Source organism: Acinetobacter sp. NBRC 110496 (assembly GCF_000876115.1).
Lineage (GTDB): Bacteria > Pseudomonadota > Gammaproteobacteria > Pseudomonadales > Moraxellaceae > Acinetobacter.
In genome coordinates, this window is sequence record NZ_BBTF01000007.1 from 27,001 (window position 1) to 43,222 (window position 16,222).

General features: G+C 37.6%; 14 protein-coding genes and 3 pseudogenes. 12 read left to right on the top strand and 5 right to left on the bottom strand.

Features of this window, described 5'->3' with window-relative positions; translation table 11 throughout:
* Nucleotides 1–82: 82 nt before the first annotated feature.
* Entirely contained in the window at nucleotides 83–568 is a 486-nt protein-coding gene (locus tag Aba26S_RS05665; protein ID WP_043970592.1) for a DUF2867 domain-containing protein, read from the bottom strand.
* A 303-nt stretch (nucleotides 569–871) separates the two neighbouring features.
* On the opposite strand from Aba26S_RS05665, the gene Aba26S_RS05670 reads away from it, so the two are divergent.
* The 4 genes from Aba26S_RS05670 to bla all read left to right on the top strand — a co-directional run bounded on the left by Aba26S_RS05670 (nucleotide 872) and on the right by bla (nucleotide 5,393).
* Entirely contained in the window at nucleotides 872–1,969 is a 1,098-nt protein-coding gene (locus Aba26S_RS05670) for an LLM class flavin-dependent oxidoreductase (RefSeq protein WP_005241708.1), read from the top strand.
* A gap of 185 nt (nucleotides 1,970–2,154) precedes the next feature.
* Nucleotides 2,155–2,415, top strand: coding sequence for a hypothetical protein (locus tag Aba26S_RS05675; RefSeq protein WP_043970595.1), 261 nt, complete (start codon nucleotides 2,155–2,157; stop codon nucleotides 2,413–2,415).
* Nucleotides 2,416–3,216: 801 nt separating this feature from the next.
* Nucleotides 3,217–4,329 carry an OmpW family protein gene (locus Aba26S_RS05680; RefSeq protein ID WP_043970599.1) on the top strand — a complete coding sequence of 371 codons (1,113 nt, stop codon included), beginning with the start codon at nucleotides 3,217–3,219 and terminating at the stop codon, nucleotides 4,327–4,329.
* A gap of 206 nt (nucleotides 4,330–4,535) precedes the next feature.
* Nucleotides 4,536–5,393, top strand: a complete 858-nt coding sequence (gene bla / locus Aba26S_RS05685; RefSeq protein WP_043970760.1) for a class A beta-lactamase — start codon at nucleotides 4,536–4,538, stop codon at nucleotides 5,391–5,393.
* A gap of 59 nt (nucleotides 5,394–5,452) precedes the next feature.
* Here bla and Aba26S_RS05690 read toward each other — a convergent pair whose 3' ends face one another.
* Nucleotides 5,453–6,253: a GNAT family N-acetyltransferase gene (locus Aba26S_RS05690; protein WP_043970601.1), complete on the bottom strand. Its 801-nt coding sequence runs from the start codon at nucleotides 6,251–6,253 to the stop codon at nucleotides 5,453–5,455.
* A 181-nt stretch (nucleotides 6,254–6,434) separates the two neighbouring features.
* Between Aba26S_RS05690 and Aba26S_RS21350 the strand changes: the two are divergent.
* Nucleotides 6,435–6,563, top strand: a pseudogene (locus tag Aba26S_RS21350) (lysozyme); the annotation flags it as partial.
* Between the two features lie 173 nt (nucleotides 6,564–6,736).
* On the opposite strand, the gene Aba26S_RS05695 reads toward Aba26S_RS21350, so the two are convergent.
* Both Aba26S_RS05695 and Aba26S_RS05700 read right to left on the bottom strand, forming a co-directional pair.
* On the bottom strand, nucleotides 6,737–8,143 hold the full coding sequence (locus Aba26S_RS05695) for a molybdenum cofactor biosysnthesis protein MoeA (RefSeq protein ID WP_043970603.1): 1,407 nt from the start codon (nucleotides 8,141–8,143) through the stop codon (nucleotides 6,737–6,739).
* A gap of 53 nt (nucleotides 8,144–8,196) precedes the next feature.
* Nucleotides 8,197–8,907: pseudogene (locus Aba26S_RS05700) on the bottom strand (NucA/NucB deoxyribonuclease domain-containing protein); the annotation flags it as partial.
* Nucleotides 8,908–8,909: 2 nt separating this feature from the next.
* On the opposite strand from Aba26S_RS05700, the pseudogene Aba26S_RS05705 reads away from it, so the two are divergent.
* The 3 genes and pseudogenes from Aba26S_RS05705 to Aba26S_RS05715 all read left to right on the top strand — a co-directional run.
* A pseudogene (locus Aba26S_RS05705) lies at nucleotides 8,910–9,197 on the top strand (putative metallopeptidase); the annotation flags it as partial.
* Between the two features lie 183 nt (nucleotides 9,198–9,380).
* Entirely contained in the window at nucleotides 9,381–9,971 is a 591-nt protein-coding gene (locus Aba26S_RS05710; protein WP_043970605.1) for a uracil-DNA glycosylase family protein, read from the top strand.
* A gap of 66 nt (nucleotides 9,972–10,037) precedes the next feature.
* Complete coding sequence (locus Aba26S_RS05715; protein WP_043970611.1) at nucleotides 10,038–10,484, top strand: DUF6334 family protein; 447 nt, start codon at nucleotides 10,038–10,040, stop codon at nucleotides 10,482–10,484.
* 1 nt (nucleotide 10,485) lies between these two features.
* On the opposite strand, the gene Aba26S_RS05720 is transcribed toward Aba26S_RS05715, so the two are convergent.
* On the bottom strand, nucleotides 10,486–11,994 hold the full coding sequence (locus tag Aba26S_RS05720; RefSeq protein WP_043970614.1) for a phospholipase D family protein: 1,509 nt from the start codon (nucleotides 11,992–11,994) through the stop codon (nucleotides 10,486–10,488).
* A gap of 293 nt (nucleotides 11,995–12,287) precedes the next feature.
* Between Aba26S_RS05720 and Aba26S_RS05725 the strand changes: the two genes are divergently transcribed.
* The 4 genes from Aba26S_RS05725 to atzF all read left to right on the top strand — a co-directional run bounded on the left by Aba26S_RS05725 (nucleotide 12,288) and on the right by atzF (nucleotide 16,213).
* Nucleotides 12,288–12,563: a metal/formaldehyde-sensitive transcriptional repressor gene (locus tag Aba26S_RS05725; RefSeq protein WP_043970625.1), complete on the top strand. Its 276-nt coding sequence runs from the start codon at nucleotides 12,288–12,290 to the stop codon at nucleotides 12,561–12,563.
* Nucleotides 12,564–12,612: 49 nt separating this feature from the next.
* Nucleotides 12,613–13,722 (top strand): S-(hydroxymethyl)glutathione dehydrogenase/class III alcohol dehydrogenase, encoded by a 1,110-nt coding sequence (locus Aba26S_RS05730; protein ID WP_026040171.1) that lies wholly within the window; start codon nucleotides 12,613–12,615, stop codon nucleotides 13,720–13,722.
* A 58-nt stretch (nucleotides 13,723–13,780) separates the two neighbouring features.
* On the top strand, nucleotides 13,781–14,137 hold the full coding sequence (locus Aba26S_RS05735) for a winged helix-turn-helix domain-containing protein (RefSeq protein ID WP_043970628.1): 357 nt from the start codon (nucleotides 13,781–13,783) through the stop codon (nucleotides 14,135–14,137).
* Between the two features lie 249 nt (nucleotides 14,138–14,386).
* Complete coding sequence (atzF, locus tag Aba26S_RS05740) at nucleotides 14,387–16,213, top strand: allophanate hydrolase (RefSeq protein WP_043970631.1); 1,827 nt, start codon at nucleotides 14,387–14,389, stop codon at nucleotides 16,211–16,213.
* Nucleotides 16,214–16,222: the final 9 nt, after the last annotated feature.

A 16,222-nucleotide genomic window follows, 5' to 3' on the forward strand; every position in this document is an offset into this window, starting at 1 on the left:
TTCTTTCTGAGCTACAAACTTCGAGTCGGTTCACTAAAAGCGATATTGAATGTTCGCTTTTAGTGATAGCCCATTCAACTGCTTAATTTAAATTTCTGAATGAGTTCCTGACAATCAGTCCGTGAACCAAAGAAACAGGCAGCATATAGACCTTTCCAAAAAAATTATAAGTCACCACACTGGTTGTAACGCTCAGCTTATTCTTGATGTCATCATGCTCATGAATTTGCAAAGCCACTAATACACGTAGGTGTTTATCTGCTGACTGTAAAAATAATTCTGTCTCTGTGATTTTGATTACATCAAAAAAATCCAACTTATCATTCACTTTAACAGTTTGTGCCTTGGGCGAGCCAAAACCTTGAATAGGTTGTACACCTGCTAGTTTTAAGCTTAAGACATCTCTGATCCTAAAGGCGATGCGTAGCCAAAATGGTGGATTCCTCGTCATAAAGTGATAGGCTTGAAGAGCATTGAATTGTTTATTGATGTATTGATAATCTTGATGCAGAAAATTTAGCGCTTCTAATGGTGCAACCAAAGAGTCAACGTCTTTTTGATTTTGCATTGTTATCCCTAGATCTTATAATTACATGAAAACGATTTTAATTTATAGGTTAAATTTTAAAGAGGTGTCAATCAAGAAAATATGCCAAATCTGGTATTGATGAGAAAGGTTAACAATATAAAAAGTTATTCACTCATTATATTATTTGCTAGACTATCTTTATTTGCTTAAATTTTTAATCACATTTCACATAATTGGTTAAGCAATACGATCGTGGAAGTTGTGATGATTTCTATAACGACGAACTTTACTTGATAAATAAATTTTGTACCCCTTTACTATTTATATGAAAAAGGAAACAACATGCTTCAACATAACTTCAATTTATCTGATCATTTTAAACTCGGTATCTTTGCTGCTAATTGTTCTGGAGGGCTAACTCCTTCAACCTTAGATGATGGCTGGGATGCCAGCTGGAGCCAAAATTTAAAATTGGCAGAAATGGCAGATGAGGCGGGAATTGATTTCATGTTATCTACTGCTCGTTTTATTGGTCATGGTGGTAAAAAGGATTTTCATGGAACAGTATTAGAAACGGTGACCTGGACATCGGCTTTATTGGCCAAAACTAAAAATATTCAAATTTTTGCAACACTACATACGGCGCTGAATCATCCAATTGTAGTGGCAAAGCAAATCGCGACTATGGCGCAAGTCAGTGACAATCGAGTTGGATTAAATATTGTCGCGGGTTGGAACAAGCCTGAATATGATGCAATGGGTTTAAAATTACCAGATGACCATGAAACGCGATATGGTTATGCACAAGAGTGGTACGAGTTAATTAAAAAAACATGGCAAAGCACTGAGCCGTTTAATTGGGATGGGAAATTTTTCCAAACTCAAGGTACGTATGGCAAACCGAATCCACAAATATTTCCACCGATTTTTAATGCCGCAGGTTCTAAAGAAGGCCGTGAGTTTGCGGTAAAGAACTCAGATTTTTTATTTACACCTGCATCTGACTTGGCGCGTTCAGTGACTGAGATTCAAGAACTCAAAAAAGAAGCTGGGCATTTAGGCCGAAACATCAAGGTGCTGACCTTTGCGCATGTAATTTGTCGCCCTACGGAAGAACAAGCCAAAGCCGAGTGGGATCGACAACTGAATCATGCTGATCATGATGCAGTACAAAATTTAATAGATACCTTATTCTCCTTTTGTAAATCGTTTCCCGCCGATTTACGAGAACAACTGCGTCAACGCATTGCTGTTGGTCATGGCGGTTTTCCATTAGTTGGTACTGCTGAACAAGTTGCAGCAGGGTTAATACAGTTACAGGAAACAGGTTTTTCAGGATGTACTTTATCTTTTCTTAATTATACTCAAGAGTTTCCATATTTTAGAGACCATGTCTTGCCAATTTTGAAAGATAAAGGCTTGCTGAATGCTCATATATAGTTGAAGCTATATTCTCGATCGCTGTTTGATATCGTGACAGTCTTTAAGCATCCAAGGATTATCACAATTTGTGGTGAGTCCTTTATTTATATGAAAAAAACTTATTACAGAGATGAGTTTTAGTATAGATTTCTTGGTTTTTTATGCTATAAAAAAACCTCAATAATTAAACTTGAGAATAACAAATGTCTGAACAGAAATATCATTGGTACTTAATTGGTTATACCTTTAGTGATAACAGCAACAACGGTAGTACTCGAAATTTTAGTATTCAATTACCCTTGGAAACATTCCTTCCACCCGTCTCGAAGTCAAAATTAAATGAGTTTAATGTCATCGGAGCAGAGTGGATCAAAAAGAATGATCCTACGAGCCAGCCGGAGAATTTATTTGCAATCTCCATCAGCTATTTGGGAGAAATGACACAGGCACAGTTCAATACTTAGAGATGAAGGTCTGGTTGATTTAACTCTTAAAAGTTTAGATTTATAAAACGCTAATTTTAGTGATTGGCGTTTTTTAGGTTAAATTATTTATTTTAAATAGTCTTTTTTTGTATAGAAAAACTAATCTAAATGGAAAAACTTTGAATTAAAAAAATTAGGTTTTTTAAAATTATTGCTTTGTTTAATGTTATTTTATTAAATGCTTTTTAGTATTTTTAACTAAAAAGTATTATATTTTTAACTTTTTGAATTAATTTTAGGGTTGCTATTAACTTTAAATTATTTTTGCTTTGGTGTTAATGTGAAAATTATTATAAAGTGTTATCTTGTTGTGCGCATTTTGGGGTGAGATATGATGTAAGATGTTATTGTATTTTTATCCTGTTTTTTACTTTATTTTATGTCTTGGTAATATGTGGGTTATTTTGTTTTATTCTTAAATTAATAATTATAGATTTTAGGCAGTATGGAATTTTATTTAAATCTTCTATTTTTAGCATAGAGTGTTGTTTGTTTTGGTTCATATGGTGGTATTGATGAACTGATTTTTTTATTCATTATTCTGGAATTTTATGATTCTTATTATTTTTGATTGTAATACAGATAATTAAATTAATCTAATATATAGCTTTAAAAATAATAAATAATGATATGCTTATTTGTTAATTGGTTCACATAGTTAAGTGATTAATCACCTTTTATCAGGAAGTAAAATTTAATATTTGATAAAAATATGTTTATGGTTATATTCAGAATACATATTACTAAATCAGGTAATGTGGAATTTCAGGATGAAATAAAATGAAAAAAACAGCAATAAAAATTGCAATAGCAACGACTTTAATGACTTTAACTCACCTAACTTATGCTCAGGAATTCAAGCGGTTCTCTGTTTCAGCAGGCTGGTTGCATGTTATGCCTCAGGGTAAAGCAAATCCTTTTAATATTAATACGAATGTTAAAAATGGAACTGTAGCCAAAGTTGGAAGCATTTCAACGAATAGTTTCTTGAACTCGGTTGACCCTAATGCAACTATGACGGATTTAGGAGGAGAGGTCTGGAATTTAAAAGAGACTCTTACCGAGTTTCTGGCACAGCCTGATATCCAAAACCAACTAACTGATGGCAATGGGAATGTTTTAGCTGAAGTTTCGGGCACCGCAAGAATTAATGGATTAGAAAACTGGCAGCAAAAAGATGCAGGCCTAGAAGTTGATGACGTAGATACATTGGGCCTTATGTTTAATTATTATATAAATGACAATGTGTCCTTACAGCTAATCGGTGGAGTACCTCCTAAGGTTGATATTAAAGGCAAAGGTGAAATATTTGCGCCATTAAGTGGACTAGCTATGTCATCGGCAGATTTAGTCAAATACCTGTTTCCTGATGGCATTGAATTAGGTCAAGCAATTCCTATTACTAACTTAGGGAATAAATCTAATGCTGCAACGGCTCGTGCATGGACACCAGCAATAGAAGCACAATATCAATTTGGTAAAAGTGGGGTAGACAAGTTTAGACCATATATTGGCGCTGGTTTAATGTATGCCCATTTTAATCAAATTAAGCTAAATGGCGGTATTCGATCTGATCTAATCTCGGCTGGACATATGATTCAGAATGTATTAGATGGAAAAGCAGGGGCTGCATTGGATCGGAAAGTATCCAGTGCTGATATGACTGTTAAAGTTGATGCCGATGATACAATTGCACCAATTGTTTCGGTTGGTTTTACTTATGACTTTAATAATTCTTGGTATGGTGTTGGCTCTGTCTCGTATGCCAAGTTGAATAACGAGGCAACAATTAATGTCGTTAACAAGAATACAGGGAATAAGTTAATTCACGCAACGACTAAGATCGATATTGACCCGCTCATCACCTATGTTGGTGTAGGTTATCGTTTCTAAAAAGGTATTTTATTGCAAGGATTTTTCGAAAATACAAATATAACTAAAGTTTTTTAACTATAAATGCTCATTATCATCTGTGATTTTGAGCATTTCTGTTTTTTGAATTTTAAGATAATTGGGCTCACAAAGTATAAGCAAGCCAAACAATCAATTAAAGGTATACTTGGCGGTATTTACTTCATTTTATGATATACGGATACAAGATGAGATCTTTATTGAAATCTGCCATAGCTGTTGTTTTGTTTGGTTCTTCGCTGTCAGTTACTATGGCTGCGACTCTTGAAGAGCAGGTTAAATCACTATCAGAAAAGGGATGGCAGGTTGGTGTATCTATTTTAGATATGGAGAATAAAAGGATTTCTATCAATGGAGACAAACGGTTTCCGCTAGACAGTACTGTAAAAGCTCTTGCTTGCGCTCATGTATTGGCTCAGGTTGATGCAAAAAAACTTACGTTAGATCATTCAAAAACGATCCGACAAAAAGATCTTGTTACATACTCACCCGTTGTCAAAGATTATGTAAATAAAAAATTGACGATCAAACAAGCGTGTGAAATTACAACGGCATATAGTGATAATACGGCTGCGAACTTTGCTATTGAGGCTGGCGGGGGGCCTGCGGGTCTCACTTCATTTATGCGTTCCATTGGTGATGAGGTTACGAGATCCGATAGATATGAGCCAGATCTGGTTATTAATCCAGAAGGTGATATTCGAGATACAACGAGTCCCAATGCTATGAATGATAGTATGAAAAAGTTATTAATGGATGATGTATTATCTAAAAGCTCGAAAGAACAATTAAAAGAATGGATGATAGGAAATAAAGTTGCAGACAATATGTTGAGAGCAGCTTTACCTAAAGGATGGAAAATCGCAGATCGTACCGGTGCCAGTGACTATGGCATTCGGGGAATAACTTCTATGGTTTGGTCAGAAAATCATGCACCTGTTTTTATTAGCATTTATGTGAGAAAGAGTGAAACCTCTTTAGATGAACGTTCAGCAGTGATTAAACTATTAAGTGAACATATTGTAAAAGAGCATTTGCTTAAATAAAGAACAACATTTGTTTGTTGAGCTAAAAAGCCCTTTGGAGAGGGCTTTTTAGCTCAACTTTATTCATCTGAGCTGTTTAATTGATAGGCACTTATATTGGCAGACTTATAATAGCCAATACGTTCATAAACAGGTGCACCGGCAGGAGTGGCATGCAGTAATGTACGCTTTAACCCTGTTGCTTTATGACCTTCAATTAATGCGTGTCGTACAATTGCTTCACTATATCCTTTACGTTGAGCGTTAGGGAGTGTTGCAACCAAAGCAAGGTAGAGCACGTTATCGATTTGAGCGGTTGATGCAGCACATACAGGCTGGTTATCAACATAGCCGACAAAAGAGTAAGCGTTATCAATCCATACATTGCCTAATCCCGTACGCCCCCATGCAATGTCAAATCCATAAGCTAAACAGTTCATATCTGAAAAGTCATTAAATTCTGACGTTGTGGTTACTCTTTTAATTTCTAGCCCTTTAATTGGTTTCGGTTCAAGAGGCAGAATATCTCCAGCCATCCCATTAAGCGGCATAACATATGCTAGACCAACATCCTTAAGTATTTGATCAAAGGAAGTTGCTGCTTCACCCGTGATGAGATCATTACATATATTAAGCAATCCGCCGTTTTCTTTCTTTTTCATACGGTCTACGACTGTTTCTAATCGCTGTTTTAGGATCGTTGAGTCACTAATTTCACCAGTTAAAAATGCCGCATTTGAAAAAGGGAATTTTGAGTCTTCCCAACGCATTGCAATACCAATTTCTTCATACTGATCTGCTGGATTAGAACTATTGAATAGTTCTTTCCAAGCACGTGTGTATCCATTTATGGCTTCGAGGAGATCTTTATTTTTTGACATGAAATTACCTTATCAAGTGGAAAAATTATAAAAACAAAAAAATGATAAATAACTTATTAAGAACAGATGGTTGAATTAACCATTGTTATAATTTATAGCGTAGTTTGATTCTGAAATCATCTACTGTGACAAGCATAAATGTAATTTAATTCACTTAATTTAAAGGATCTACCTCGCTTAAAAACTGAATGCAAAAGACTATGTGGGTGCTGTTGATCAGTTCCTACAATGGAACAAAGGTGGCGGCAAAGTTATGAAAGGGCTTGTTCGCCGCTGTGAAGCTGAATGTGAGCTGTTCATAAAAAAGTAATTTATCACTGCAGGCGCTCAGTGATTTCACTACTCTTAAGCGCCTGCATTGTGTGCTTTTTATCTGGATGCACAGCACATATGACCAATAACAATATTCATGTCGGCATATGTGTGAAAGCCCTCTGATGAGGGCTTTTATGCATTTCATAGAGTTGATTTCTAAAATTATAGTTAATTAATCTTCATGAAATAAATAACATCATTTACTTGAATCGGCTGCTCTGCAAAGGGGACGATCACAATACAATTTGCAGTAAGAAAAGGTTCGATCTGATATGCGTGCTGCTGTTCAATGATTTCTAATGAATATTGACCATCATCTTGCAACTGATATTTACCCCATAACAATTTTCTTTTATTTTGATCAGTTTCAATCTCTTGATTGGTACGACCTTTAATAAATATTCTGTTGAGAAAATCGGGATCATGCTTATTTAAAACATACTTCACCATGAGATGCATGAGTAAGGCAATATCTTGCATATCACCAGGTAAATTGATGATCGTCGCCTTATCTTCTGTGGTGATGACTCTTGAGCCTTTATGGTTTCCCTGATCATCGTACAGTTGAACTGTTTCACGCACAGGAGGTGTTCTAGGCATACTCCTAATGATGCTCATTTCATTCGCAGGGATAGAACGTGTTTGGAAATTTGAGGTCATACTGCTAGGATCAAAGGCAGCAAGTCCACCGATTGAAAATACTGAACCACCAATGTCCTTATGAGAACACAGAATCATCACATCAAAATTAGGAATATGATCTTCAAAAAATTGATTATAATCCTCCCAATTAGTAGTTAATGTATCATCTAAAGTTGGATCTCCGTGCTTCTTAAGGCTATTAAATGCTGAATCATAACGCTGTGGTTTAAGCAGTTTTATATCAACGTGGTTATAGCCCCACGTTTTTAATAAGTCTTTAACGTACAAGCTTTCTTCACAAAGTGTATGCTCATCATCAAAAGTATGCATGCTAACAACAAGAATTCGTGGATCTCTATAAATTGTTAGTTCTTTAATTCCAGCCCGTCTTAGAGCAATCAACTTTTCTGGTGAGATTTTCTCATTTTTAGCTAAGATCAGATCACCTTGTTTAATGATGCTTCCTTGTTGGATCACGCCTTGCATTGCAGATATTGGCGCTATAATTTTTTTATTATCGTAATCAGAAATATCTAAACGCTCATCGTCTTCTGGAATAATGGCATCAATAGATTCAGGTAATTTTGTATATTGTGGAATTCTGAGTAGATTATTACCGCTTAGATCCAGTTTATATGGGTTCACTGATCGATACAGTTGTGCTCCCCAGCAGTATAAACTATTGATTAATACAGGGTGCTGTTTACTTGCAGTTTGAGTCGACTCAGAGTTAATGGCCCAGCCTGCGTAGGCTGAAAGACTATTAGCTGGATAATCTTGTAAGGCATAAACATCACTTGCATTCACTTGATTAAGTGCTGCTTCAAAATCCACGATATCTTTTAATTCACCCTGAGGGAGTTGCATAAAAAGACGATAGTAGGTAGAAGTCAAATCATATGGAAGATCTTCTGGTACTGGAAGTTTGCGCATAAATATAAGCCCGAGAGGTAACTCTAATTTGAGCTACCTCTTTAAATTAATAGTTAATCAACATTTAGAAAAAATTCATCGCCATCAAGAACCCTTTCGGCATTGAAGAAAGTACCTAAACGACTACCAGCTCTACGATTGTCAGATGCATCAATCTTTTTAACAGACGCATCAGTTCCACCTTGATTTGTTGCTGCAAAAGGAAATTCATCACAATCACAATCAGTTGCTACTTCATCAGAATCACCCGTAAAGAAGCACTTTGAACCAACACTTGGACCATATTTAATTTTACACATTTTTACAGATTCAGCCTGGTTAGCTTTACGCTGTGCAGCATCTCTCAAACGGGTTAATGGTCTTGCACTTGAACTTCTAAAAATAGAATTAGGTGAAGCTGCAATGAATTGACCTGGTTTACCTGCAAGAAATGCTTCTTTAATATGCTTTGCCGATTCATCCACGTCTGGATCAGTAAGCTTAATTGTTGTCATAACAGCAGGTGCGGTAGGGTATACACATCCTTTTGTATTTGCTTTAGCCTTTCCAATATCACAACGCACACTAGGATTATAAATACCTGGTTCAAAATTTGCAGCATTATCAAATGATTCGTTCGATTTTACGACTTGAAACCGAACACTTGGAGATAAAAATAATGGGTTTTGATCTGCTAAAGCTGAGTTCGATGGGGTAAATGTTGTGGTTGATTCAGCGGATAGGCCATTTACTAAATTAATTGGATTACCGTAAACGGTCTTTGCCCTATGGCCAGTACGCAAATGATGTTGATTTCTGTGCTTTGATTGAACATGAGTTTTATCACATCGCACATAAGAAAGATCAATGTGGAATTCCTTCATATAACCGCGAGACGGGTAAACCTAATTTGGCGATGCAAGGACATGACGTAGAAGAATTCACGGGTGTATTATGCAGTTATGGCGCAAATAAGGAAGTTCAAGAAATGGTGAACGCTGCAAATCAACGGCCAACTGTGGCAAAGGCTGATGTCTATCATGCATGTGGGACTTGCTTTCTAAGAGTGGTTTAAATTTTTTTGCCATTCTTCTTAGATGGAATGGTTGAAATGGCATGTATTACCCAAAAAGTGAAACTGTTCATCGTGAGGATGCTTGCCAATTATGTCCTACAAAAACACCAAAGCAAAAAACTGGAAAATTCTATAAAATAAACAACATGATTCACTCAATTTAAAATTTGGTTCTTTAGATAAATGACTGATATCGAAATAGAAACACATCCATTACAACCATTTTTACCCTCCAGTACGAAGTTATTGATGCTGGGCAGTTTTCCACCGCCAAAAATCCGTTGGAAGATGGATTTTTACTATCCTAACTATCAAAATGACATGTGGCGTATCTTTGGTCTGATCTTTTTTAAAGATAAAGATCACTTTTTAGATTTACCGAATAAGAACTTTGAAGAACAACTGATCCGTGAGTTCTTAACCCAGATTGGCGTTGGAATTTTTGACACCGCTTACCAAGTGAAACGCTTGCAAGGTAATGCGTCAGATAAGTTTTTAGAAATTGTCACACCTACAAATCTATCTAAATTACTCGAACAAATACCACAGTGCCACACCATAATGACAACGGGGGATAAAGCAACAGATACACTGATGCAGCATTTTCCAGAGCAAGTAAATAAGCCAATGATTGGTCAATCAGTACAAGTGAGTTATATCAACCGTGAGCTGAATCTATATCGCTTACCTTCATCATCACGGGCATATCCTTTAGCGCTGGAAAAGAAAGCAGAAGCCTATCAACAGTTCTTTAGACAAATTGGTTTGGTGTAGTTGGTTGTTATGAAAATGACCAATCATGATTATAAGCTACTACTATAAAATAAAAGGAATATAAGTATGATTCATAGTAATGTTTTTGAGGCTATACAGAATGAAAGTGGCATCAGAAGGATCGATAATATTTATATAGATAGAGATGGAAGTAGTGAAGATAACTCATTTTCTATAGAACAATTAATGATTGAAATTGATTTTAAGCTTTGGGTCTTTCAAGTAAATCGAGAATTTGATGAAATTGAATTAATCCTTAAAAGTAAATTAGAGATCAATTTTGAAGAGTATAAAGAATTTAATAGCCTTTCTAATTTGAAAGGCTTAGAGATTGGATCATTGTTTGCAATTATTAATGAAAGAGGTTACACCGATGGAGTTAAATTGAAATTATTTAGTGGGATATTAACTAGTGGAACTCCTCCTTTTTGTGGAACACTCACATTGATTTCTTTAGCTTCAGGTCTACAATATGAGTTGAGTTCGGTAGGAATTGATACATATCTAATTTAATTTACATCATCCATTCCACTGGAAAATAAGACACAACATGCATGGTGAAACGCTGGAATCTGGTGCTTTCAGGGTCATGATGATGCTCAACAACTTCACCATTTTGTTTATGTTCATACCAAACAATGTTGCCATTTGAATCAAGTTTCAGTTGATATGCCACTTGTAATAAATGCTGATCAAGCATGGCGGTAATTTGGTCTTGTAAATGGTCAGATTCAACCACTAAACCAACTTCTGTATTTAAATGGGCGGAGCGGGGGTCGAAGTTAAATGAACCAATAAAAACTTTTCCGTCTACATCAAAGAATTTAGCATGCAGACTAGAGCGATTCTTGCCTTTAACCGGAATCACACTACCAGTGGCAATTTCATACCAAGTCCGTTTTTTACGTTCAATATTCGGCTTAAACTCAAAGAGCTGCACGCCACTTTGTAAAAGTGGTTTGCGATATTGGCTATAAAAAGAATGCACTACGGCGACATCATTGGCCACCAAGCTATTGGTTAGAACACGAACCTTGATACCATCTTGAGAAAGTTGCTTTAAATATGCTGTACCCCGTTTGGTAGGAACAAAATAAGCAGATACCAACTCCATATGTTGTTCTGGTTTTCTCATAATGTTGAGAACTTGCGAATATAATAATTGCTGATCTTTTGCTTGCCCTAAGGCTTTATTGGGATGATCGGCCACAAAATGTGCTTTCGCCCATTGGATTGGATAGTTTTGCAGACGTAGTTTTAAATAATCTTGAGCGGCTTCGAGTTTATCGTCAGTTGGTGTATTGATTTGATCTAAAGCTTTATAAGTATTTCTTATACGCTCTAATTGTTGAGGTGTACCAGAGCCCATTAATTGTTCAGTCGAATAACTCAGATGATTTGTCCAGAACTCATCAAACACCTGTTCCGCTCGATCAACGGCTTTTCCGTAGAATAAGATATCCATGTCACTAAACTGGAACTGATCACTGGCTTCAAAATATTCGCTACTGATATTACGACCACCTGTCACTGCAATCGAGTAATCGGCGATGGTGAGTTTATTATGCATACGATGATTGATTTGTTTCAGTCTAAATACATAATCAATAACGCGTAAGTGTCTAAATTTATAAGGATTAAAAATACGGATTTCAAAATTTGGATGCTGGGCGAGGGCTTTTAGGGTTTTATCCAGTTTTATGCCATTTTGATCATCAATCAATAAACGGACTTTCACCCCACGATCAGCCGCTTTTAACAGCTCATGCAACATCAGGTTGCCAATCGCATCGTCATTCCAAATATAGTATTGTAAATCAAGTGTATGCTTGGCATTTCGAATTAAGTGAATACGAGAGGCAATACTTAAAAAGGCATCATCTAAAGCTAAGTAAGCTGTTAAACCCTTTTCAATATTGAGATCGGCTTGTGGATCATTCATCCACTTTGTTTTAGTGTGCAAGGAGTTACTCCGATCATGTTTCTGATTGGGTGGCAAAGAACAGCCACTAATTCCGAACATGATAGCAAGTGTGATGATCTTGAAATGGTATGATTTGTTTATCATTTTATTGATCAAACGTGCGAGCCCAACAGTAATTTGTAGCGAATTGATTTTCTTATATATCTAAATATTATTCATTTCCAAGGTTTAAATGTAAATCTGATTATAATCAAACTCTTATCGCACTCTTCATTTTTTTCTCCGTAAATAGCTTTCTGTAAACTAAGCTTTATGGAATATAAATCAGTAAATATTGAGCTAAATTACTATACTGGTGTATAGTATATTTTTGGATTCAATCTGGTCACATTATGCCTAAACAACTAGAGGATAAAAAAAAGATTCTCACACGTGTAAGGCGAATTCAAGGTCAAGTCCAGAGCGTTGAACGTGCTTTGGAAAATGACACTGAATGTGCTGATATTTTGCAGCAAATCTGTGCAGTTCGTGGTGCATTAAATGGTTTGATGACTGAACTTCTCGAAATTCATTTAAAAGATACTTTGGTTGTCGGTGAATCTTCTGAGTTGCATCGCAGTCAAGAGCTGATTCAAGTCAGTAAAATTCTTAAATCTTATTTAAAGTAAAAAAATAGGGCAACTGAAATATCAACCGACCCTAAGGAGTATCATTGTGATTAAATCCCGTGCAGCCGTGGCTTTTGCCGCAGGCGAACCATTACAAATTGTAGAACTTGATGTTGAAGCACCGAAAGCAGGTGAAGTTCTGATTAAAATTACTCATACAGGTGTGTGTCATACCGATGCCTTTACGTTATCTGGTGATGATCCTGAAGGTGTTTTTCCTGCAGTATTGGGGCATGAAGGCGCTGGGGTGGTGGTTCAGGTCGGTGAAGGTGTGACCAGTGTTGCGGTTGGTGACCATGTCATTCCGTTGTATACCGCTGAGTGTAAGGAATGCCTATTTTGTAAATCGGGTAAAACCAATCTCTGTGTTGCTGTTCGTGCCACTCAAGGTAAAGGTGTGATGCCAGACGGTACAACGCGTTTCTCTTATAATGGCCAACCGATTTATCACTATATGGGCTGTTCAACCTTTAGCGAATACACCGTTGTTGCGGAAGTCTCTTTGGCAAAAATCAATCCTGAAGCCAATCATGAACAAGTCTGTTTATTGGGTTGTGGTGTGACTACAGGTATCGGTGCAGTACATAATACGGCGAAAGTACAGGAAGGCGATAGCGTCGCTGTCTTTGGTTTAGGCGGTATCGGTCTTGCTGTGGTACAAGGCGCTCGTCAAGCCAAAGCAGGACGTATTATCGTAGTGGATACCAATCCAGATAAATTTGAGTTGGCAAAACAGTTCGGTGCCACTGATTTCCTCAATCCAAAAGAGTATGAGCAGCCGATTCAACAAGTAATTGTTGAAATGACGGGTTGGGGGGTTGACCATTCTTTTGAATGTATCGGCAATACCAATGTGATGCGTTCTGCATTGGAATGTGCACACCGTGGTTGGGGACAATCTGTGATTATTGGCGTTGCTGGTGCAGGTCAGGAAATCTCAACGCGTCCATTCCAGCTGGTAACAGGACGTAAATGGATGGGAACTGCTTTTGGTGGGGTAAAGGGTCGTAGCCAATTACCCAAAATGGTAGAAGACGCAATGAAGGGTGAGATCCAACTTGAACCATTCGTAACACATACCATGCCGTTGGACGATATTAATGATGCCTTTGACTTGATGCATGAAGGCAAGTCGATTCGTACCGTGATTCATTTCTAAATTTTAAAGATAAGATTTGATGGTGTGCGATACATCATCAAATCTTGAGTAGATCTTGATGTCAAAACCACGCTTAAAACTGCATGTTCGTATTCTATCTGATGAACAGATTGCCTTTGGCCCGGGTAAGGCAGAGTTATTGGATGCAATTCAGCGTACAGGATCAATTTCTCAAGCCGCAAAATCCATGGATATGAGTTACCGCCGTGCATGGCAACTGGTGGATACCATGAATCAATGCTTTCATTCCAATCTGGTCGACACCCAAACAGGCGGAACGCATGGTGGTGGTGCAGTGGTGACCGAATTGGGGCAAGTCGTGCTCAAAAAATTTAGAGCGATGGAACAGCAAGCGATTCAGGCAGTAGCGACTGAGTTCGAAGAATTATCTAATTATTTGAAAGTAAATAAATAATTTTATAAAAATAATTAGCTTAAATGAAACTTCCCCAAATTTATTGTTCTCAATTTTACTTGTTGAAAATGTGCTGACCTATAAGGCATAGGCATTATTGTGGTACGTGTTTTGGCACCCGTGTTGAGCCATGTAAGTTATCATCGATCCAAGTAAATAATTAACATATTGATTATTATATAAAAAATAAAACTGGCACGCTTTCTGCTTCTATCTATTCAAACTTGTATACAAGATAGGATTCATAAAGTGAGCGAACTAAAAACTTTAGGCTGGACAATTTCTGAATGGCAAACGGCGTATTCAAAACAAGAGATCCAGCTGGATATTTTAAAAGAACTGGTTGCAGCGATTGATCCTAATGATGTTGCTTGGATTTCTGTTGCAAGCAGCGATTTGTTGCAACAACAAATCCAATCCTTAACGCAACGAACCCAAGATACGGATAACCTGCAAAAACAATTTCCGCTTTACGGTATACCATTTGCCGTTAAAGACAATATTGATGTGGCTGGTTTTGTCACCACAGCAGCTTGTAAGGCACTCACTACAGTTGCCACCCAAGATGCTGAAACAGTGCGTCTACTCAAACAAGCGGGTGCGATAGTCATTGGTAAAACTAACCTTGATCAATTTGCAACAGGGTTGGTTGGAACACGTTCTCCTTTTGGAGTAGTACCGAATAGTTTTAAATCTGAATATGTCAGCGGTGGTTCAAGTTCAGGTTCGGCCAGTGTAGTGGCACGTGGTTTGGTCCCATTTTCTCTCGGGACTGATACCGCAGGATCGGGTCGAGTTCCTGCAGCCTTCAATAATATTGTGGGTTTAAAGCCGACCAAAGGTCGTTTTTCCAATCGCGGCCTATTACCCGCAGTAAAAAGTATCGATTGTATTTCAATCTTTGCCTTAACTGTTGCAGATGCTGAATTAGTTGCCGCCCAAGCCGAAGTCTATGATCCCTTAGATAGTTATTCACGTCAGCATCCTAAGAATGTACCGGCACGCTTTTCAAGTCAGTTGAAGTTTGCAATTCCAGATCAATTGAACTTCTTTGGTGATGAGCAGGCAGAAAAAGCTTTTTTACAGACCATCCAATTACTGGAAAGTTTAAATGCTGAAATTACTCCAATTGATTTTTCAGCTTTTCAACAATTGGCGGCACAGCTTTATCAAGGCTCTTGGGTCGCTGAACGTACTGCTGCGGTCAAAGATTTACTCACAAGCAATGCTGATGATTTTGATCCGACGGTACTGGAAATTGTACGGCAGGGTGAAAAATATTCTGCAGTCGATGCCTACAATGCTGAATATTTAAGATTGGATTTGGCTCGAAAGATTCAGGACAGTTTGGCTGAATTTGATGCGTTGATTGTGCCAACTTCGCCAACGATTTATACCATTGAACAAATACAGCAGCATCCGATTGAATATAACGCACATTTCGGCACGTATACCAATTTCACCAATCTCGCCGATTTAAGCGCATTGGCATTACCCGCTGGCTTTAGAGCAGACAATTTACCATTTGGTATCACTTTGATTGCACCTGCTTGGCATGATGCAGCCTTGGTACATTTTGGTAAAGCTTGGCAAAACTACTTGGCCCTGAAACTCGGTGCTTTAGATAAAACATCATCGATCAGTGCACCAACTTTGGTATCACCTCATCATATCCGAGTCGCGGTTGTCGGTGCACATTTGACAGGCATGCCATTGAATTTTCAGCTCACCACACGTGGTGCAGTACATGTCGAAACCACTAAAACCTCTCAGGATTATGCCCTATATGCCTTAAATGGCACTGTTCCCCCAAAACCAGGCTTGGCGCGTCAGCAAGAGGGGCAAAACATCATTGTCGAATTGTGGGATGTACCTACAGCGCGCTTTGGCGAGTTTGTGGCAGAAATCCCAACGCCGTTGGGCATGGGTAATGTTGAACTGGAAGATGGTCGCTGGGTCAAAGGCTTTATTTGTGAGCCGTATGGCTTAGGTGATGCAGAGAATATCAGCCATTTTGGCGGTTGGAGAGCTTATATCCAGCATCGCAACAGTCAATCAGCCAATGCAGCCAACTAATTTTTGAGG